Consider the following 17,899-nt stretch of genomic DNA (forward strand, 5'->3'; position numbering starts at 1 on the left):
TGCCGGGAGCGGAGGTCAACGCCTCGCGGCGGCCGGTGGACGCTCGCGGACCGCGCCGTACGCGAGGAAGTACGCCGGCAGTCGCCGGACACCCCGCGTCGAGACGATCCGCCGAGCCACCATCGAGACGTTCGTGCGTGGGGCGCCTGCCAGCGCGGGGGTGATGACCCGGTCCTGGGCGAGTCGCTGTAGTGCCTGCGCGGCCGCTGCGGTCGGCCAACGTCGGTACTGGATCCGGCGCAGTACGTGTTCGGGAAGGGCGTCGGACGGGAGACGGTCGGCGAGGTGCCGGGCGGCGGCGACGGCGTCCTGCACGGCCAGATTGATCCCGATCCCGAAGATCGGCGACATGGCGTGCGCGGCGTCCCCGATGCACAGCAGCCCCGGTCGGTGCCACCGCCGCAGCCGGTCGAGCCGGACGTCGAGCAGCTTCACCTGGTCCCACGACCGCAGGGTGTGCACGCGGTCACCGAGCCACGGTGCGGTGGCGAGGAATTGCTGCGCGAACCGATCCACGCCGGCCGCACGCCGCTCGGCGTCCGACCCCTTGGGGATCATCGCCCCGCACTGCCAGTAGTCACCCCGGTCGATCATCGCCGACAGGAAGCGGTCGCCGACGTTGCCGACCAACCCGACCGGGTCCCCGGGCCGGCGGGGAAGCCGGAACCACCAGGCGTCCATCGGACACGGGAAGGTCCGCAGCCCCAGCTCCGGGAGCTCGCGAGCGAGGGACGTGCGACCGTCGCACGCCACCGTGAGCGTTGCGCGCAGCGTGCCGGTCCCGCCGTCCGCCGTCCGGTACCGGACCCCGCAGATGCGGCGACCGTCGTCGAGGAACGACACGGCCTCGGTGTTCATCCGGAGCGTGAACGTCGGCTCGGTCCCCGCCTCGTCCGCCAGCAGATCGAGCAGATCCCACTGCGGCACCATCGCGATGTAGTTGAACTTCACCGGTAGCGCCTCGAGATGCCCGATGGTCAGGGGGGTGCCGCCCGGGCCGATCGGCAGCTGAACGGACGAGACGTGGCGTTGCGGAAGCTGTGCGAACCGCGCACCGAGGCCGAGATCGTCGAGCAGAGCCAACGTCGACGGGTGGACGGTGTCGCCACGGAAATCGCGCAGAAAGTCGCCGTGCTTCTCGAGGACCGTCACCGGTACACCGCACCGCGCCAGCAGCAGCCCGAGCACCATTCCCGCGGGGCCGCCACCCACGATGCAGCACGAGGTGTGTTCCGAGGTCTGTTCCATTGGCAGCGCTCCCTGTCCTCAGTGTGCGCCCACCGACCGGCCGGTGCGAGTGATGGTGGTCGGCCCACCTACGGCGGTAGGCTCGGACCATCCCCACGGGCGTCGAAACCCCGAGGAGCGCATATGCGAGTGGTTGTCGATCTGACGCGCTGCCAGGGATACGCGCAGTGTGCATTTCTCGCCCCGGATGTCTTCGAGATCCGCGGCGACGAGGCCCTCCTGTACGACCCCGAACCCGACGACGGGCAACGCCGGAACGTGTTGCGCGCCGCGGCGGCCTGCCCGGTGCAGGCGCTTCTCGTCGAGGGCGCCGACGGCGACCGTCCCCAGCGGGTGACCGTGCCGTCCATCGACCGCCCGGAATCCGCGGCTGTCGAGGACTTTCGGCGACACGGCCGCATCGTCGTCGTGGGCTGTTCGCTCGCGGGCCTGCGCGCTGCGGAGGCATTGCGGGCCGGGGGATTCACGGGTTCGCTGACGATGATCGGCGACGAACCGTACGAACCCTACGATCGACCGCCGCTGTCCAAACAGGTCCTCTCCGGCAAAGCCGGCGCCGACCGCACGCGCTTGCCCCGCTGCGGCGAGACCGACGCGCAGTGGCGGCTGGGAATCGCCGCGACCGGGTTGGATCTGGCCGGTCGCGCCGTCGAACTCGCCGACGGCGACCGCGTCCCGTTCGACAAAGTGCTGATCAGCACGGGTGTTCGCGCCCGTGTGTGGCCGGAACCGGAGGAAGCGGCGCTGGACGGCGTCTGCGTGCTGCATTCCCGGGACGACGCCGCCGAACTGCGGCGAAGGCTCGAGGCGCGGCCACGACGCGTGCTGGTGATCGGAGCGGGATTCACCGGGTCCGAGGTCGCGTCGGTGTGCCGGGACCTCGACCTCGCGGTCACCGTCGTGGCACCCAGTCCGGCGCCGCTGTCGGGGGTGTTGGGCACCGTGATCGGCGACGTGGCGGCGCAGATCCAGCGCGACCACGGTGTCGATCTGCGCTGTGGGACATCGGTGGTCGAGCTCGAAGGAGACGACCGGGGGCGGCTACGCGCGGCCCGGTTGTCGACCGGCGAGGTCGTCGAGGCCGACGTCGCGGTGGTGGCGATCGGCGGGCTGCGCAACGTCGACTGGCTCGAGGGGGCCGGCCTCGCCTGCAACAAGTGGGGAATTGCGTGCGATGCGGGATGCCGGGCATTCGACGCGAACGGCCTGGTCACCGATCGCGTGTTCGTCGCCGGAGATGTCGCGCGTGCACCGCACCCGATGTTCGGGTACCAGTTCCTCGCGCTCGAACACTGGAGCAGCGCGGTCGCGGAGGCGGAGATCGCGGCCCACAACATGATCAGCGATGAAACTCACCGCTGGCCGAACCTGCATGTCCCGTCGTTCTGGTCCATCCAGTTCGACCACGACATCCGATCGGTCGGCGTCCCGCCGATGGCCGATCAGGTGATGGTGGTCGACGGCTCCGTCGAGGAGCGGCGGTTCGTCGCCGCGTACGGGTACAAGGGACGTCTGGTGGCGGCGGTGGCGTTCGATGCCGCCAAGTGGCTCGACTTCTACCGCGAGGGCATCGAGGCCGCGGCGCCGTTCCCGCCGCAGCGCCGCGCGACGGCGACGGGCGACCCCGCGGTGCCGGTGACGCCGGGACTTCCACCCCAGCAGTTCCCGGCTCGCGACGCGACGGTCGTGGTGACCGGTCACGACCCGAGTGAGCGTCGCGCGACGCTGATCGACCGCTGACGCGCGGGTGAGGAGATCCGAAGATGGCCGACGCGAGCCTCTTTCAGCAGATTCTCGATTACCGCAACCGCGCCGACCCGTACCCGCTCTATGCCCGGATGCGCGCGGAACCCGTCATCACTGAAGCAGACGGCTCGTTCGTGGTCACCACGTACCGGGAGATCGTCTCCCTGCTGCACGACCCCCGGATGAGTTCGGACATGAGCAACCGCGCGGACCGGTTCGCGACCGGCCAGGACCAGGAGTCCGACGAGGTGCCGGGCCTGCCCCCGGCGTTCCTTCGCAGCGATCCGCCCAGCCACGATCGGGTGCGGCGGCTGGCGATGCGGCGGTTCGGTCCACCGCACGCACCCGGACTGGTCTCGGGGCTGGAACCCCAGCTGCGCGGTATCGCGGCGGCCCTCGTGGACGGGGTCGTCGGGCGTGACCGCATCGATGTGGTCGACGACATCGCCTACCCGCTTCCCGTTGCGGTCATCTGCAAGCTGCTGGGTGTGCCGCGGGAGGACGAGCCCCGCTTCCGGGGATGGGTGGACGCCATCGTGGGCACCATGATGATCACGTCACCCGAGCAGCACCGGGTCCGCCACGACGCCGGCGTCGCCCTGCGCGAGTACCTGGGAGCGCTGGTCGAGACACGGCGCGAGACGCCCGGCACCGACCTGCTGTCGGGGCTCGCCGCCGACGACGGCCCCGACCACTGGGCGGGGGACGACGAACTGCTCGCGACGGCGGCGCTGCTGCTGGTCGCCGGGCACGAGACGACGGTCAACCTGATCGCGAACGGAATGCTCACCCTGCTCCGGCATCCGGACGCGCTCGAGAGACTGCGGTCGGAGCCGGACTTCGCGATTCGCATGGTCGAGGAGCTACTGCGCTACGAACCTCCGGTGCAACTGGTGTCCTGGCGCACGTCGCTCGAGGATCTGGAGGTCGCGGGCGTGCCGATACCCGCGGGGGTGCCGGTGACGTTGCTGCTCGCGTCCGGTAACCGCGACCCCGCGCACATCGACGACCCGGATCGATTCGTCCCGGACCGTCCGACGATCGAGCACCTCGGCTTCGGTGGCGGCATCCACTACTGCCTCGGTGCGCCGCTCGCGCGGCTCGAGGCCCAGATCGCGCTCACCGAGATGGCACGCCGGTTCGACCGTCCGCGGCTGGTCGTCGATCCACCGCCGTACCGGCCCAGCCCTGTGCTGCGCGGTCCGTTGCACCTGCTCGTCGACGTCGATGGCGTCGGACCGCCCGTGGACGTGTGAGCTTCGGCCGGACGGGGTTGCGCTACAGCGGTGGAACCCGGCTCGTCAGGCCGAACGGAGTAACGTCGGCGCCGGTGGCGTCGACGATCGGTGCCGTTGTGATGACCTTGTCGGAGTGGAGTGCGACTCCGGTGTCGTACTCGGCGAATGTCGGCGCATTCGGCCCGGAGACATCGTCGATGTAGCGGTCCCGGTCGCAGCCCGGCCCTCCGGGCGTGTCCCGGAGGGCTGCGGTGACGAGTACATCCTGGATTCCCGACACACGGACCGCGACCTGGCACCTCTCCTCGTAGTCACTCGAACTGGCAATGCGGTAGTGGACGACGAGGGTGCCGGCGGGGGAGACGGTGTAACCGAGGACGGGCAATGACTTGTCGGCGGTCGCCCGGGCAGGCGCAACCGCCGGGGACTCGTTCCGGGGTGGTAACTCTCCGGCCGCCACCAGGCCGACGCCAGCCGTCGCGATCCCGGCCAGGAACAGTGCGACGCCACGTCGGACCGCCCGCCTCTCGGCGGGGGCCGCGGGAATGCTGCGCCGGGCGGGCGAGTGCAAGCGGTCGAAGGTGCGGAGCGTCGAGGCACCGAAGACTGCCGCCAAGGCGCCGATGACTATAAGAATCTTGCCGAACACGTTTCCCCCCGTTGTTCGATTTGCGGACCGACTTGATCCGCGTCAGGTCAGGATGATCAACTCCGAGTCCGATGCCGTTTCCACCCGCAGGCCCGCCTTGGCCGCGACGCGGGCGACTCCCTTGATGTCGGTGGGCTCGGCGCGGGTCACTGTGAGTGCACGCGCGAGCAGGCCCTTGTGGTGCTTGTTGAAGTGGCTGACGACTTTTCGCGAGCCGTCGGGCTGCTCGGTGAGGACCGTGGCGATCATTGCGCCCGGCACCGGACCCAGTTGCTGGTAGGTGCCCGAGCGCAGGTCCACCACCAGACCGCCGTCGGCCTCGGCGACCAGCGCGTCGGTCAGCTCCGGCCTCCACAGTGCCTGTAGTGTGCCGAATCCGGGCAGCTTGGAGCCGCCGGAAAGCCGGTACGCGGGGATCGGATCGCCGGCCCGTACCGCCCCGAACAGGGCCGAACCCATCGCGAGTCGACGAAAGGCCTTCTCCCGCTGCACCTTCGTGAACGACTTGGCGTCCAGCGCGTCGAACAGCACCCCGGTGTAGCGCTCGAGCGCGGGGCGCGTCGGGGAGACCCACAGCTTCGCGTTGCGTTCGATCTCGTCGGCCTGCTTGGGGCCGAGGCCGAGCGCGAGGTTCGACGCCTCGGTGTCCTCGGCGAGGTCGACGAGCGCCTGGACGAGCATCTCCCGGGTCTCGGTCAGCTGCGGCATCGACAGCTCGCCCAGATCCAGCGGCGTCCCCTTGCCGCCGTCGGACTTCGTTTCGGAGGGAGGAAGCAGCACCAGCACGGTAGGTAACCGTACCGGGGTCGTACCCGGAAACAGGTCCGGCCTCCGCCCCTGGGGCGAAGGTCGGACCGTTACGGATTTCGGATCAGGCGCGGCGACGCAGCGCCAGCGCGGTCAGGCCGAGCGCGATGACGCCTCCGACCGCGAGCGGAGCGATCGGCAGGCTCTTACCGGCGTCGGACTCGACACTGGCGACGTTCTGGATCTCCGGAGCGTCGATCACTGCGTTGGCCGCAACGACCGGGGCGAAGGTGATCGGGGTCTGGGTGTCCTGGCTGCGGTCGGCGGAGCCGTGAGCCATGACGGTGTAGATCGAGCACGCGTTGGCGGCACAGTCCGCGCCGCCCTGGATTGCCTTGATGTTCAGCGTGGTGCTCCAGGCGCCGCCGACGATCTGGGTCGGGCGGACGAAGGTCTGTGCGCCCCATGCGCCGGCGTTGGTGGGCGACCACTCGTCGTCCTGGATGACGCCGACGTAGAGGCCGGTGCCGGCCGCGGCGCCTTCGAAGCCGGTGCCCGAAATGGTGATGTCCTCACCGGCGGCGGCGATGTTCGCGGTCTTCGACGCGGTCACTGCGGGCCCGGTGGGCACGACGACCGGCGGGGCGAACGTGACCGGCGTCTGGGTGTCCTGGCTGCGATCGCTCAGCGAGTAGTGGTCGGCGAGAGTGTAGATCGCGCACGCGTTCTCGAAGCAGTTCCCGTCGCCCTTGATCGCGGTGGCCTTCAGCGTGGTGGTGAAGCCGCCGTCGACGATCTGTGCGGCCTTGATCCACGCGGTGGAGTTGAAGGCGCTGCTGTTGCTCGGGGAGTACTTGTCGACCTGGGCGAGGCCGACGTAGATGCCCTGGCCGCCCAGCCCGAACCCGGTACCGGTGATGGTGAGGGTCTCGTCGTTCGTCAGGCCGGTGGTCTTCGAGACGGTCACCGCAGGCCCGGCCGGCACGACGACGGGCGGCGCAAAGGTGATGGGCGTCTTGGTGTCCTGGCTGCGGTCGGTGGAGCCGTGTGCCATGACGGTGTAGATCGAGCACGCGTTGGCGGCACAGTCCGCGCCACCCTCGATGGCCTTGATGTCGAGCGCGGTGCTCCAGGCGCCGCCGACGATCTGGGCCGGGCGGACGAAAGCCTGTGCGCCCCAAGCGCTGGCGTCGGAGTAGGACCACTTGTTGTCCTGGATGACGCCGACGTACAGGCCGGTGCCCGTCGCGGCGCCGCCGAAGCCGGTTCCCGAGATGGTGATGCTCTCGCCGGCGGCGGCGATGCCCGTCGACTTCGACAGCGTGACCTGGGGTGTGTCGGGGTTTTCGGTGCCGGGGTCGCTGGAGCCGAGGCTACCCAGTGAGCCCAATGAACCGAACGGGCTGGTCTGCGCAGCCGCGACGCCCAGCGGGAGCGTGCAGGCGATTGTGGCGGCAACCGCCACGATCGCGGACTTGGTGAACGCGCGCATGTTCCTACTTTCTGGTGTGGGTCGCCGCAATGTGAGGCGATGTATTAGGTAAAGCTAACCTTAGTTGCGTGGGACGTAAAGACGTTGGCGCGAGTGGTCTTGCGACCGAAATGCAGTGCACGACAGCTGATGTGCGCATGTCGAGGTGAGGGGCATCCGATTCGGATGCCCCTCACCTGTAGCCGGTGGTGTTAGTTGCTGCGACGAAGGGCGAAGGTGGTTCCCACCGCGAATCCGGCACCGATCACACAGCCGATGAGCAGCGGAATGATCCACGCGGTCCCGTCGGCGATGGCGTCGGACAGGTTGCGGAACGCGGAGGCGACCGACTTCGTGTCGCCCGCCGTCGACCCGCCGTCGCCGTTGGATCCGTCGGCCGCCGCCAACGCCACGTCCTCGGCCTTGTCTGCGTTGGGCGCGTTCGGGTCGTCGCCGAAGCTGACCGGCGTCTGGGTGTCCTGACTGCGGTCACTCGAGCCGTGTGCGGCGATGGTGTAGATCGAGCAGGCGTTCTTGGTGCAGTCCGAGTCGCCCTTGACCGCCTGGACCTTCATGGTCGTCGACCACGCGCCGTCCTTGATCCTGGCCGGAGTGATGAAGGCAGTGGTCATCCACGCGCCCGCGTCGGTGGTGGAGAACTTGTTCTCCTGGATGAGGCCGACGTAGATGCCGGGCTGCTCACCCGAGAAGCCGGTGCCCGAGATCGTGATCTCGTCGCCGTCGACCTTCAGCCCCTTCGCCTTCGAGAGGGTCACGGCCGCGGTCTTCGCCGCGCCCGGGGCACCGGCACCGGCCAACGCGGGCGGGGCCGTGACCGTGCCCGGAGCGACACCGCCGACGAAGCTCACCGGCGTCTTGGTGTCCTGGCTGCGGTCCGAGGAGCCGTGCGCCATGACGGTGTAGATCGAGCACGCGTTCTTGACGCAGTCGAAGGCACCCGACGTGGCGACGAGTTCCGCCGAGATCGACCAGTTGCCACCGGAGATCTGCTCCGGCTTGACGAACGCGGAGGTCATCCACACCGACGCGTCCGCGGAGGAGAAGACGTTGTCCTGCACGAGGCCGACGTAGAGGCCGGGTGCGGCGCCGGAGAAGCCCGACCCCGAAATCGTGACGGTCTCGCCGGATGGGTTGATATCGCTCGCCTTCGACAACGACACCGACAGGCTGCTGTTCGCCGTGAACGTGGTGCCGGGTGCAGCGCCGGCCGCGCCTTCGCCCGTCGTCGTGCCGCCGCCGGTGGTCCCGCCGCCACCCTGAGTGACCGGGGGCGCGGTGCCGACGAAGCTGATGGGCGTGACGGTGTCCTGGCTGCGGTCGGACGAGCCGTGGGCCGCGAAGGTATAGATCGCACACTTGTTGGCGACGCAGTCGCCGGCGGCGAAGGCGCCGACGACCTCGATGGTCGTCGAGAAGGAGCCGCCGGGCATCTCGGTCGGCTTGATGAACGTCGGGTTGTGGAAGACCGAGGCGTCGGTGTATGAGTAGCGATTCATCTGCGCGACGCCGACGTAGATGCCCGGGCCCGCTGTCGAGAAGCCGCTGCCGCGCACGGTGATCCTGTCGCCGGCCGCGTTGAGTCCACTGGTCTTGCTCACGTTGATCTTCGGGCCGTTACTCGTCGCAGGCGGTGTCGTGGTGGTGGTCGTCGGCGGTGTCGTGGTCGGCTTGGTCGTGGGCGGCTTGGTGGTGGTCGTGGTCGGCGGCGCGGTGGTGGTCGTGGGCGGTGCCGTGGTGGTTGTGGGCGGTGCGGTCGTCGTGGTCGTCGGCGGTGTGGTCGTCGGTACCGTGGCCGCGAACGTCACCGGGGTCTTGGTGTCCTGGGTGCGGTCCGACGAACCGTGTGCCGCGACGGTGTAGATCGAGCAGGCGTTCGCCGCGCAGTCCGAGTCACCCGCGACTGCCATGACGTCGACGGTGGTCGACCACGCACCGCCGGTGATCTGACTCGGCCGGACGAACACGGTCGATATCCAGGCGTCGGCGTTGGTGGTCGAGAATTTGTCGTCCTGGACGAGGCCGACGTAGATGCCGGGGCCGCTGCTGGAGAAGCCGGTGCCCGAGACGGTGACGGTCTCGCCCGCGGCCTTCAGCCCCGTCGTCTTGGAGACGGTCGTGACCGGAGTGGCGGAAACGGCTGCGGTAGCAGCCTGGACGGCCCCCATTCCGTCGCCTGACGAGGTGTCGGGGTTGGCAATGGCGACGCCCACCGGTGTCGTCAATGCGACGGCGACCGCCACGGTCGCGATAGCAGCCCTGCTGAACGCGCGCATCTTCCTTCTTCTTCCTGGTCACAGCCGGCGGTCGCGGCATCCTGCGGAAACCGCGACCGTCGAATGAGGTGAGCCTAAACAAGCTCAGGTGAGCCTAAGCTACAGCAATGCCAGTCGGTTTTGGGAAGTTTCGGATGCGCTGTCCGACAGCGAGGCGCGCTCGGCGCGGTCAGGGTGCTGCGGGCGTGTGAATCTGCGCGGCCAGCCACGGCAGTGCGTCGGCGAATCCCTGTGCGGCGAACTGCCAGGTGTGACGGCCGTTGGACGTGTGCACGCTGCACGTGATCCCGACCGATTGCGCCGTCGCGCACAACTGTTCCGCAGCGCCGGTCTCGCCCGTGTCGTGTGTGCCGTCCTGCCCGCCGAGACCGTCGCGACCCGAACTCGGCGGCGGCGTGGACGTCGACGGACCACCGGGTCGGGGCGGGACGTCACTGTCCTGGAACCAGCCCGTCACGCCCTGGTACGGGTCGTGCCCGATCATCACCTTCGTCGGGTCGAACCGGTCGCGCAGCGCGGCGTCGCCGCCGTAGAGCCGGTCGAGCGTCTGCTCGTCCGTACCCGCCGTGGGTCCGATGTCGCCGGCGATGTCCTCGAACGTCGTGAACAAGTCGGGGTGCATGACCGTCAGATCGACCGCGCACGTGCCGCCCATGGACCAGCCGACCACACCCCAGTTCGTGGGATCGGCGGACGCCCCGAACGTCGAGACCACGTACGGGCGGACGTCGTCGACGAGATGGGACGCCGAGTTGCCGCGAGGCCCGTCCACACACTCGGTGTCGTTGTTGAAACTGCCGCCGGCGTCGACGAACACCAGGATCGGGGCCTGCCCGCCGTGCGCCTGCGCGTAGTCGTCGACGGTCTGGATTGCGTTGCCGGTGCGCAGCCAGTCCGCGGCCGTATTGAACTCGCCACCGACCATCATCAGGGCCGGCAGCTTCGGTGGGGTGTCCCCGGCGAACCATGCCGGCGGCAGGTACACGTACTCGGTGCGGTGCTTGAAGCCGCTCGCGTTGTCGGGGACATCGACCGCGACGACCTTGCCGGTCGACATCTCCGTGCCCCGCAGGCCGGGCAGGTCCGACGCATCCACCTGGTCCGGAACCGGTCCGGCCGTCGCGGCGGCCCACGCCACCTGCACGGTGGGGTAGTAGCCGACCCACTGGTTCAGCGTCAGGGCCACGCAGGTGAACGTCAGCGGGACCAGCACGATCGACAGGACGCGCCGCCACCAGCGGGTGCCCCGCCATCCCAGGACCGCGACGGCGAGCGACCCGACGAACACCGCCGACCACAGCCACAGCTGGACAGGTGCCGGATCCGACGCCAGGCCCTGCTGATTCACGAACCAGTGCGCGATCACCGCGGCAGCCACCCCGAGTGCCGCCGCCACCGGCACCCACAACATCCACCAGCGTCGACTGCCCCGCACGAGCACCGCGATCAACACCACGACCGTGACGATCTCGATCGTCAACGGCAGCCACCCGCCCAGCAGCGAGATCCCGGAGGGGCCGCCGTGGTAGCCGCCCGCAGGCGCCGCGAGCGGGGTCAGTGACGAAGTGATCGCAGCCACGCCTCCAGTGTGGTGCGCGAACCTGACACTCCGCTGTGAACTTCCTCCCCGATCGGTCTCGCACGCTCGACCACTGCGCCCTCGATCGGTCTCGCGAGCTCGACCACTGCGCCCTCGATCGGTCTCGCGAGCTCGACCGACTAGGCTGCTACAACGTGATCACCCGCATGTCGCACCTGTTCCTCCGAACCCTCCGCGACGACCCGGCCGACGCCGAGGTCGCCAGCCACAAGCTGCTGGTCCGTGCCGGCTACGTGCGGCGCATCGCGCCAGGCGTCTACTCGTGGCTGCCACTGGGCCTGCGGGTGCTGCGCGAGGTGGAGCGGGTGGTCCGCGAGGAGATGAACGCGATGGGCGCGCAGGAGATCCTGCTGCCCGCACTGCTGCCGCGCGAGCCGTACGAGACATCGAACCGCTGGACCGAGTACGGCGCCGGCCTGTTCCGCCTCAAGGACCGCAAGGGCAACGACATGATGCTCGGTCCGACGCACGAGGAGCTGTTCGCGCTCACCGTCAAGGGTGAGTACAACTCGTACAAGGACTTCCCGGTCACCCTGTACCAGGTGCAGACCAAGTACCGCGACGAGGAGCGGCCCCGCGCGGGCATCCTGCGCGGCCGCGAGTTCGTGATGAAGGACTCGTACTCGTTCGACCTCACCGACGAGGGTCTGACGGCGTCCTACCAGGCGCACCGCGACACCTACGAGCGGATCCTCGCTCGTCTCGGCGTCAAGTACGTCATCGTGTCCGCGACGTCGGGTGCGATGGGCGGCAGCGCGTCCGAGGAGTTCCTGGCCGAGAGCGAGATCGGTGAGGACACCTACGTCCGTTGCCTCGAGTCCGGCTACGCCGCCAACGTCGAGGCCGTAAAGACGCTCGCCCCCGAACCGATCCCGTTCGACGGGCTGCCGGCCGCCGAGGTGCGCGACACTCCCGGCACCGAGACGATCGACACCCTCGTCGACTGGGCCAACGGCGCAGACCTGGGCAAGACCGTCACCGCCGCGGACACGCTGAAGAACATCATGGTGAAGACCCGCGTGCCCGGCGGCGAGTGGGAGCTGCTCGCGATCGGTATCCCCGGCGACCGTGAGGTGGACGAGAAGCGCCTCGAGGCCGCGCTCGAGCCGGCCGAATACGTGCTCATCACCGAGACCGATTTCAAGAACAATCCGTTCCTCGTCAAGGGCTACATCGGTCCGAGGGCGCTGCAGGAGAACGGTATCCGCTACCTCGTCGACCCGCGCGTCGTGGACGGCACGAGCTGGATCACCGGCGCCGACGAGGAAGGCAAGCACTACGTGGGTCTGGTCGCGGGACGCGACTTCACCCCGGACGGCACCATCGAGGCAGCCGAGGTGCGCGACGGTGATCCGTCGCCCGACGGTGCCGGCGCCCTGGTCGCCGCCCGCGGCATCGAGGTCGGTCACGTGTTCCAGCTGGGCCGCAAGTACACCGACGTGTTCGACGTCGACGTACTCGGCGAGAACGGCAAGCCGGTGCGCCCGACCATGGGCTCGTACGGCATCGGCGTCTCCCGCCTGGTCGCGGTCATCGCCGAGCAGCACCACGACGACAAGGGCCTGCGCTGGCCGTCCGAGGTCGCCCCGTTCGACGTGCACCTGGTGATCGCGAACAAGGACGACGCCGCCCGCGAGGGAGCCGAGGCCCTGGCCGCCGAGCTCGACAAGGCCGGCATCGAGGTCCTGTTCGACGACCGCAAGGCGTCGCCGGGCGTCAAGTTCAAGGACTCCGAGCTGATCGGTGTCCCGCTGGTCGTGGTCGTCGGCCGCGGCTACTCCGAGGGCAAGGTGGAGCTGCGCGACCGCTTCAGCGGCGAATCGCGCGAGGTCGTCGTCGACGGCGCGCTCTCCGAGATCCTCACGGCCGTCCGGGGCTGAGCAATCTCCTGACCCCGCGTTTTGCGCACTTTCGGTTCCGATCGGGTGACCGGGACCGCGGCAAGTGCGCAAAACGCGGGGTAGCCCGATTCGATCCGGAGGACAGTGGAGGCCAAGACCCGTAGATCGGGTGCCCCATAGCCACTGTGGAGGTCGAGGACATTGGGCGAGCTCCTGCTGAACCCGCACGACTACGACCCGACGGTGTTCGACCCGAACACTCGCCGGTTGCTGCGCGCGACGATCGACTGGTTCGAGGCTCGCGGCAAGCTTCGACTCCTGCAGGACGACCTGCATGCGGTGTGGACGCGCGACTTCCTGGACTTCGTCGGGCGCGAGAAGCTGTTCGCGACGTTCCTGACTCCCGCCGCCGAATCCTGCGGTGACCCCCACAAGCGATGGGACGCGGCCCGCAACGCGGCGCTCAGCGAGATCCTCGGCTTCTACGGCCTCGCCTACTGGTACGTGTGGCAGGTGACGGTGCTCGGGCTCGGCCCGATCTGGATGAGCTCCAACGCGGCGGCCCGCGCGCGGGCCGCCGAGCAACTCGACGCCGGCGGCGTCATGGCGTTCGGGTTGTCCGAGCGCGAGCACGGCGCGGACGTGTACTCCACCGACATGCTGCTGACGCCGACCGAGGACGGCACCGCGGCATTCCGCGCGAACGGCACGAAGTACTACATCGGCAACGGCAACGTGGCCGGCATGGTGTCGGTGTTCGGTCGCCGCACCGACGTCGAGGGTGCCGACGGGTACGTATTCTTCGTCGTCGACAGCCGGCACCTGCACTACCGGCTGATCGACAACGTCGTGCACGGGCAGATGTACGTGAGCACGTTCGCGCTGCGCGACTACCCGGTGCACGAGGAGGACATCCTGCACACCGGTGCGGACGCGTTCTCGGCGGCCCTCAACACGGTCAACGTCGGCAAGTTCAACTTGTGTACGGCCTCGATCGGCATGTGCGAGCACGCCTTCTTCGAAGCGATCACGCACGCGCACAACAGGATTCTCTACGGCAAGCGGGTCACCGACTTCCCGCACGTGCGCTCGAACTTCGTCGACGCCTATGCCCGCCTGGTCGCGATGAAACTGTTCAGCGCCCGCGCCGTCGACTACTTCCGCAGCGCCGGTCCGGAGGACCGCCGCTACCTCCTGTTCAACCCGATGACCAAGGCGAAGGTCACTTCCGAGGGCGAGGCCGTGGTGGCGCTGCTGCACGACGTGATCGCCGCGAAGGGATACGAGAAGGACACCTACTTCCGGGAGGCCGCCGAGCTGATCGGCACGCTGCCCAAGCTCGAAGGCACGGTGCACGTCAATGTGGGACTGATCCTCAAGTTCATGCCGAACTACCTGTTCAACCCCGTCGACTACCCGGCGGTCGGCACCCGCGACGACGCCACCGACGACGGATTCTTCTGGGAGCAGGGACCCGCCCGCGGCGCGGCCAAGGTGCAGTTCCACGACTGGACCCGCGTCTACACCGAGCACTCCGACATCCCCAACGTCGCGCGTTTCCTCGAACAGGCGCTGGCGCTGCGCGAACTGTTGGCGACGGCGGGACCCGACGACGCGCAGCGCGAGGACCTCGATTTCCTGCTCACCGTCGGGCACCTGTTCGAACTGGTGGTGTACGGGCAGCTCATCCTCGAACAGGCCGACGAGGTGGGCCTGGACCGCGACCTGCTCGAGCAGATCTTCGACGTCCAGATCCGCGACTTCTCACGGTATGCCGTTGCGCTGCACGGAAAACCGTCGTCCACGGACGCGCAGCAGCAGTGGGCGCTCGACGCGATCCGCAAGCCTGTTGTCGACCCGGAGCGCTTCGTGCGGGTGTGGGAGCAGGTCGCCGGTTACGACGGCGCCTACGAGATGCACGGTTAGGTGGGGGTATGGCCGACGAACGAGGCGAGCAGGCACGCTGGGCCGCGGTCGACGACTATCTCGTCGAGACGATGGTCGGGGTGGACGACGACCTCTCTGCTGCACTGAGCGCGAATGCCGCGGCCGAACTACCTCCGATCGACGTGTCTCCACCGCAGGGCAAGTTGCTGAACCTGTTGGCGCGCATTGTCGGCGCGACCCGGGTGCTCGAGATCGGCACCCTCGGCGGCTACAGCACCATCTGGCTCGCGCGCGCCGTCGGCGAGTCCGGCCGCGTCGTGACGCTCGAGTTCGAACCGAAACATGCCGCGGTCGCCCGGGAGAATCTCGACCGCGCCGGCGTCGGGAGCCGGGTGGACATCCGGATCGGGGCCGCACTCGACACCCTGCCGGGCGTCGAGGCCGACGGCATGGGGCCGTTCGACCTCGTCTTCATCGACGCCGACAAGGTCAACAACTCCAACTACGTGCGCTGGGCGCTGCGGCTGTCCCGGCCCGGCACCGTGATCGTGGTCGACAACGTCGTCCGTGGCGGCGCGGTGTCGAACCCCGATCCGGACGACGAGGCGGTGCGGGCCAGCCGTGAGGTGCTGGGTTTGCTCGCCGCAGAACCCAGACTCGATGCGACCGCGCTACAGACCGTCGGGTCCAAAGGGTGGGACGGGTTCGCCCTCGCGCTCGTCGTCAACTGACGCGGGAATCCCCGCGAAATGCCTGGTCTCCGCCGGTGCGGGCCGTCGGCCCCGACGTCGGACCGGTTCCCGCGCCGCCGTATCCCCTGACGCGCGGGCGTTCCCCACGTAGGGTGTGACGCGCGTTACTGGACATCGACCGCCGAACCTGGAGAGACACAGGCGAATGCAGAAGTTGAGAACCACAGTTGTCGCGGCCGGCTTGGCCCTCCTCCCGGTCCTCGCGGCGGCTCCCGCCGGGGCCGCCTCGCTCAACATTCCGGGCCTCATCGATCAGGGGATCGACACCGTCGTACACACCGCGGCCGGCGGAATCGGTGACACCGTCGCGTCGTTGGGGCAGTACGGCGCGGCGCACGCCTACCTCACCGGCGATCCGGCCTCCCGGTACATCGTGGTGCTCGGTGCCCGCCTGAATCCCGACGGACTGCTGCCCGGCGTCCTCAACGCGCGCCTCGACGCCGCGGCCGCGATCGCACGTCTGCATCCGCAGAACAAGGTGATCGTCTCGGGCGGGCCGACTCAGCCGCTGCCGTACACCGAGGCGCAGGCGATGCTCGTCGGGCTCACGCTGCGGGGTGTCAATCCCGCCAACATCATTCTCGAGAACGACTCGTACTCGACGGTCGACAACGCCCGCAACACCACCCAGATCCTGTCCGGCGCCGGCGCGGACGGAGCTGTGCTGGTCACCTCGGCGTCCCATATCGATCGTGCGCTCGCGACCTTCCAATCCGCGTCCGGGCGGTTCCACTACGTGCCGGTGTCCGTCCCGGGCTGGTGACGACTCGCAGCGGGCTCGCACCGGCTGTGGAGTGACGATCAGTCCCACCACGGCGACAGTGAGGCCTGCGGTGCGACGGCGAGTCGGGTGCCGTTCGACGATTGGCCGCACGGCTCCCACGACTCGATGGTCACCGACGGCCGGTCCGCGTATTCGAACGTGGCGTAGACGATCGACGTGGGCGGGAATCCGAGGCCGCACGCTCTCGGATTTGCCGGCTCGCCTGCGTTGAGGGCTGAGACGACGCGCGCGAGGTCGTCTCCCTCCAGCCGGCCTGATCGGGTCAGCGGTGGCATCACCGGTTCGGTCGGTGCGGGATCCGCCTCCTGTCCGGCCGGGGCGTCGTACCTGCAGATGGTTGCGCTCACTGGCGTGCCGGGAACCATTTCGTCTGCCGGACCGGCATGCGCCGGATCGAATTCGATCCCCGTGGTCGGGCAGTCGACCCCATCTGTCGCTGCGGCCGCGGTCGCGGTTTCCGGCGCGGACGTGGATCCGGCGTCGGTGGAGTCGGCGCCGCAAGCCGACAGTGTCGCGGTCACGAGTAGTGCGGCGGCGACTACCGCCGCGTTCGATGTTTCCCCCATCCGGCGGACGATACATGTCGGCCGCGTCGATCCGGGCCTCGATGCACGTGCGGCCGTAGCATCGGCCCCGTGGCCAATCCGACCGTCCGCTCCGAGGATTCCGTTCCGCTGCGTGTGCTCGTCTACAGCAGCGACGCGGCGACACGAGATCAGGTGATGCGCGCCCTGGGCACGCGTCCGCACCCCGACGTGGCCGAGATCGAGTACGTGGAGGTCGCGACGGAGCCCGTGGTGATCCGCACGATGGACGCGGGCGGCATCGATCTGGCGATCCTCGACGGCGAGGCGACCCCGGCCGGCGGCATGGGAATTGCCAAGCAGCTCAAGGACGAGCTCGACGCGTGCCCGCCGATCGTGGTCCTCGTCGGGCGCGCCGACGATCGGTGGCTCGCGGACTGGTCGCGGGCGGAGGCGGTGGTGGAGCATCCGATCGAGCCGTTCCGCCTGGCAGAGGCCGTCGTCTCGCTCCTGCGACGGGCGTGATCGAGCCGCATCACCGTCGATGCTCGCTCGGAATCCGAAAGACTTGCGGGTAAAACCGAAGCCAAGCGTGGGGACTGGACCGGTACGCTGAGCTGTAGATCACATTCGGCGGGTGGGTTTTCCTGATTGCGTGATTGTGCGTCTCTCGTGGCTACCCGCCGCGCGTGGTCACCCTGGTGGGCTCGCGTGGAGAGGAGCTGAGGCGCAGTGAACGCGTACGTGCCGATTCTCGTGCTCGGGGCCATCGCGGTGGCGTTCGCGTTGTTCTCGGTCTTCGTCGCCTCCGCGGTCGGGCCCCGGCGGCTCAACCGCGCCAAGCTCGAGGCCTACGAGTGCGGCATCGAGCCCAGCCCGCAGTCGCCGACCGGTCGGGCCGGTGGGCAACGGATCCCGGTGAAGTACTACCTGACGGCGATGCTGTTCATCATCTTCGACATCGAGATCGTGTTCCTGTACCCGTGGGCGGTGCACTTCGACGCCCTCGGGCTGTTCGGGCTGGCCGCGATGGCCGTGTTCGTGTTCAACGTGTCCGTCGCCTACGTGTACGAGTGGCGGCGTGGGGGATTGAGCTGGGACTAGGCGGTACCGCGAGG

At 68.9% G+C, this 17,899-nt stretch carries 15 protein-coding genes; 8 read left to right on the forward strand and 7 right to left on the reverse strand.

Going from position 1 to position 17,899, the window contains the following annotated elements; genetic code table 11:
• Positions 1 to 15 precede the first annotated feature (15 nt).
• Positions 16 to 1,248 carry an FAD-dependent oxidoreductase gene (locus tag ACQ5DX_RS07600; RefSeq protein WP_430332052.1) on the reverse strand — a complete coding sequence of 411 codons (1,233 nt, stop codon included), beginning with the start codon at positions 1,246 to 1,248 and terminating at the stop codon, positions 16 to 18.
• A 123-nt stretch (positions 1,249 to 1,371) separates the two neighbouring features.
• Between ACQ5DX_RS07600 and ACQ5DX_RS07605 the strand changes: the two genes are divergently transcribed.
• Entirely contained in the window at positions 1,372 to 2,988 is a 1,617-nt protein-coding gene (locus ACQ5DX_RS07605; RefSeq protein ID WP_430332053.1) for an FAD-dependent oxidoreductase, read from the forward strand.
• A gap of 23 nt (positions 2,989 to 3,011) precedes the next feature.
• On the forward strand, positions 3,012 to 4,250 hold the full coding sequence (locus ACQ5DX_RS07610) for a cytochrome P450 (protein ID WP_430332054.1): 1,239 nt from the start codon (positions 3,012 to 3,014) through the stop codon (positions 4,248 to 4,250).
• 22 nt (positions 4,251 to 4,272) lie between these two features.
• On the opposite strand, the gene ACQ5DX_RS07615 is transcribed toward ACQ5DX_RS07610, so the two are convergent.
• The 5 genes from ACQ5DX_RS07615 to ACQ5DX_RS07635 form a co-directional block, all read right to left on the reverse strand.
• Complete coding sequence (locus ACQ5DX_RS07615; RefSeq protein ID WP_430332055.1) at positions 4,273 to 4,881, reverse strand: hypothetical protein; 609 nt, start codon at positions 4,879 to 4,881, stop codon at positions 4,273 to 4,275.
• 42 nt (positions 4,882 to 4,923) lie between these two features.
• Complete coding sequence (gene yaaA / locus ACQ5DX_RS07620; protein ID WP_430332056.1) at positions 4,924 to 5,667, reverse strand: peroxide stress protein YaaA; 744 nt, start codon at positions 5,665 to 5,667, stop codon at positions 4,924 to 4,926.
• 85 nt (positions 5,668 to 5,752) lie between these two features.
• Complete coding sequence (locus tag ACQ5DX_RS07625) at positions 5,753 to 7,120, reverse strand: hypothetical protein (RefSeq protein WP_430332057.1); 1,368 nt, start codon at positions 7,118 to 7,120, stop codon at positions 5,753 to 5,755.
• 191 nt (positions 7,121 to 7,311) lie between these two features.
• Positions 7,312 to 9,393 (reverse strand): hypothetical protein, encoded by a 2,082-nt coding sequence (locus tag ACQ5DX_RS07630; protein ID WP_430332058.1) that lies wholly within the window; start codon positions 9,391 to 9,393, stop codon positions 7,312 to 7,314.
• Positions 9,394 to 9,562: 169 nt separating this feature from the next.
• On the reverse strand, positions 9,563 to 10,804 hold the full coding sequence (locus ACQ5DX_RS07635; RefSeq protein WP_430335576.1) for an alpha/beta hydrolase-fold protein: 1,242 nt from the start codon (positions 10,802 to 10,804) through the stop codon (positions 9,563 to 9,565).
• A gap of 323 nt (positions 10,805 to 11,127) precedes the next feature.
• Here ACQ5DX_RS07635 and ACQ5DX_RS07640 point away from each other — a divergent pair, with 323 nt between their 5' ends.
• The 4 genes from ACQ5DX_RS07640 (at position 11,128) to ACQ5DX_RS07655 (ending at position 16,236) form a co-directional block, all read left to right on the forward strand.
• A complete protein-coding gene (locus ACQ5DX_RS07640) occupies positions 11,128 to 12,873 on the forward strand; it encodes a proline--tRNA ligase (protein ID WP_430332059.1) in 1,746 nt (581 codons plus the stop codon).
• 162 nt (positions 12,874 to 13,035) lie between these two features.
• On the forward strand, positions 13,036 to 14,760 hold the full coding sequence (locus ACQ5DX_RS07645; RefSeq protein ID WP_430332060.1) for an acyl-CoA dehydrogenase family protein: 1,725 nt from the start codon (positions 13,036 to 13,038) through the stop codon (positions 14,758 to 14,760).
• Between the two features lie 8 nt (positions 14,761 to 14,768).
• On the forward strand, positions 14,769 to 15,452 hold the full coding sequence (locus tag ACQ5DX_RS07650) for an O-methyltransferase (protein WP_430332061.1): 684 nt from the start codon (positions 14,769 to 14,771) through the stop codon (positions 15,450 to 15,452).
• Positions 15,453 to 15,618: 166 nt separating this feature from the next.
• A complete protein-coding gene (locus ACQ5DX_RS07655) occupies positions 15,619 to 16,236 on the forward strand; it encodes a YdcF family protein (protein WP_430332062.1) in 618 nt (205 codons plus the stop codon).
• 38 nt (positions 16,237 to 16,274) lie between these two features.
• Here ACQ5DX_RS07655 and ACQ5DX_RS07660 read toward each other — a convergent pair whose 3' ends face one another.
• The gene (locus ACQ5DX_RS07660; protein WP_430332063.1) at positions 16,275 to 16,823 is read right to left on the reverse strand and encodes a hypothetical protein; all 549 of its coding nucleotides are present in this window, start codon (positions 16,821 to 16,823) and stop codon (positions 16,275 to 16,277) included.
• A gap of 69 nt (positions 16,824 to 16,892) precedes the next feature.
• On the opposite strand from ACQ5DX_RS07660, the gene ACQ5DX_RS07665 reads away from it, so the two are divergent.
• Complete coding sequence (locus ACQ5DX_RS07665; protein ID WP_430332064.1) at positions 16,893 to 17,306, forward strand: hypothetical protein; 414 nt, start codon at positions 16,893 to 16,895, stop codon at positions 17,304 to 17,306.
• A 207-nt stretch (positions 17,307 to 17,513) separates the two neighbouring features.
• A complete protein-coding gene (locus ACQ5DX_RS07670) occupies positions 17,514 to 17,885 on the forward strand; it encodes an NADH-quinone oxidoreductase subunit A (RefSeq protein ID WP_430332065.1) in 372 nt (123 codons plus the stop codon).
• The last annotated feature ends 14 nt before the right edge of the window (positions 17,886 to 17,899 follow it).

Source organism: Rhodococcus sp. ACT016 (assembly GCF_050477185.1).
Classification (GTDB): Bacteria; Actinomycetota; Actinomycetes; order Mycobacteriales; family Mycobacteriaceae; genus Prescottella.

Excerpts from the sequence above, each read along its gene's own strand:
- ACQ5DX_RS07660 (WP_430332063.1), bottom strand. The coding sequence starts at position 16,823 with ATGGGGGAAACATCGAACGCGGCGGTAGTCGCCGCCGCACTACTCGTG.
- ACQ5DX_RS07625 (WP_430332057.1), bottom strand. The coding sequence starts at position 7,120 with ATGCGCGCGTTCACCAAGTCCGCGATCGTGGCGGTTGCCGCCACAATC.
- ACQ5DX_RS07655 (WP_430332062.1), top strand. The coding sequence starts at position 15,619 with ATGCAGAAGTTGAGAACCACAGTTGTCGCGGCCGGCTTGGCCCTCCTC.
- ACQ5DX_RS07605 (WP_430332053.1), top strand. The coding sequence starts at position 1,372 with ATGCGAGTGGTTGTCGATCTGACGCGCTGCCAGGGATACGCGCAGTGT.
- ACQ5DX_RS07630 (WP_430332058.1), bottom strand. The coding sequence starts at position 9,393 with ATGCGCGCGTTCAGCAGGGCTGCTATCGCGACCGTGGCGGTCGCCGTC.
- ACQ5DX_RS07610 (WP_430332054.1), top strand. The coding sequence starts at position 3,012 with ATGGCCGACGCGAGCCTCTTTCAGCAGATTCTCGATTACCGCAACCGC.
- ACQ5DX_RS07600 (WP_430332052.1), bottom strand. The coding sequence starts at position 1,248 with ATGGAACAGACCTCGGAACACACCTCGTGCTGCATCGTGGGTGGCGGC.
- ACQ5DX_RS07650 (WP_430332061.1), top strand. The coding sequence starts at position 14,769 with ATGGCCGACGAACGAGGCGAGCAGGCACGCTGGGCCGCGGTCGACGAC.
- ACQ5DX_RS07635 (WP_430335576.1), bottom strand. The coding sequence starts at position 10,804 with ATGTTGTGGGTGCCGGTGGCGGCGGCACTCGGGGTGGCTGCCGCGGTG.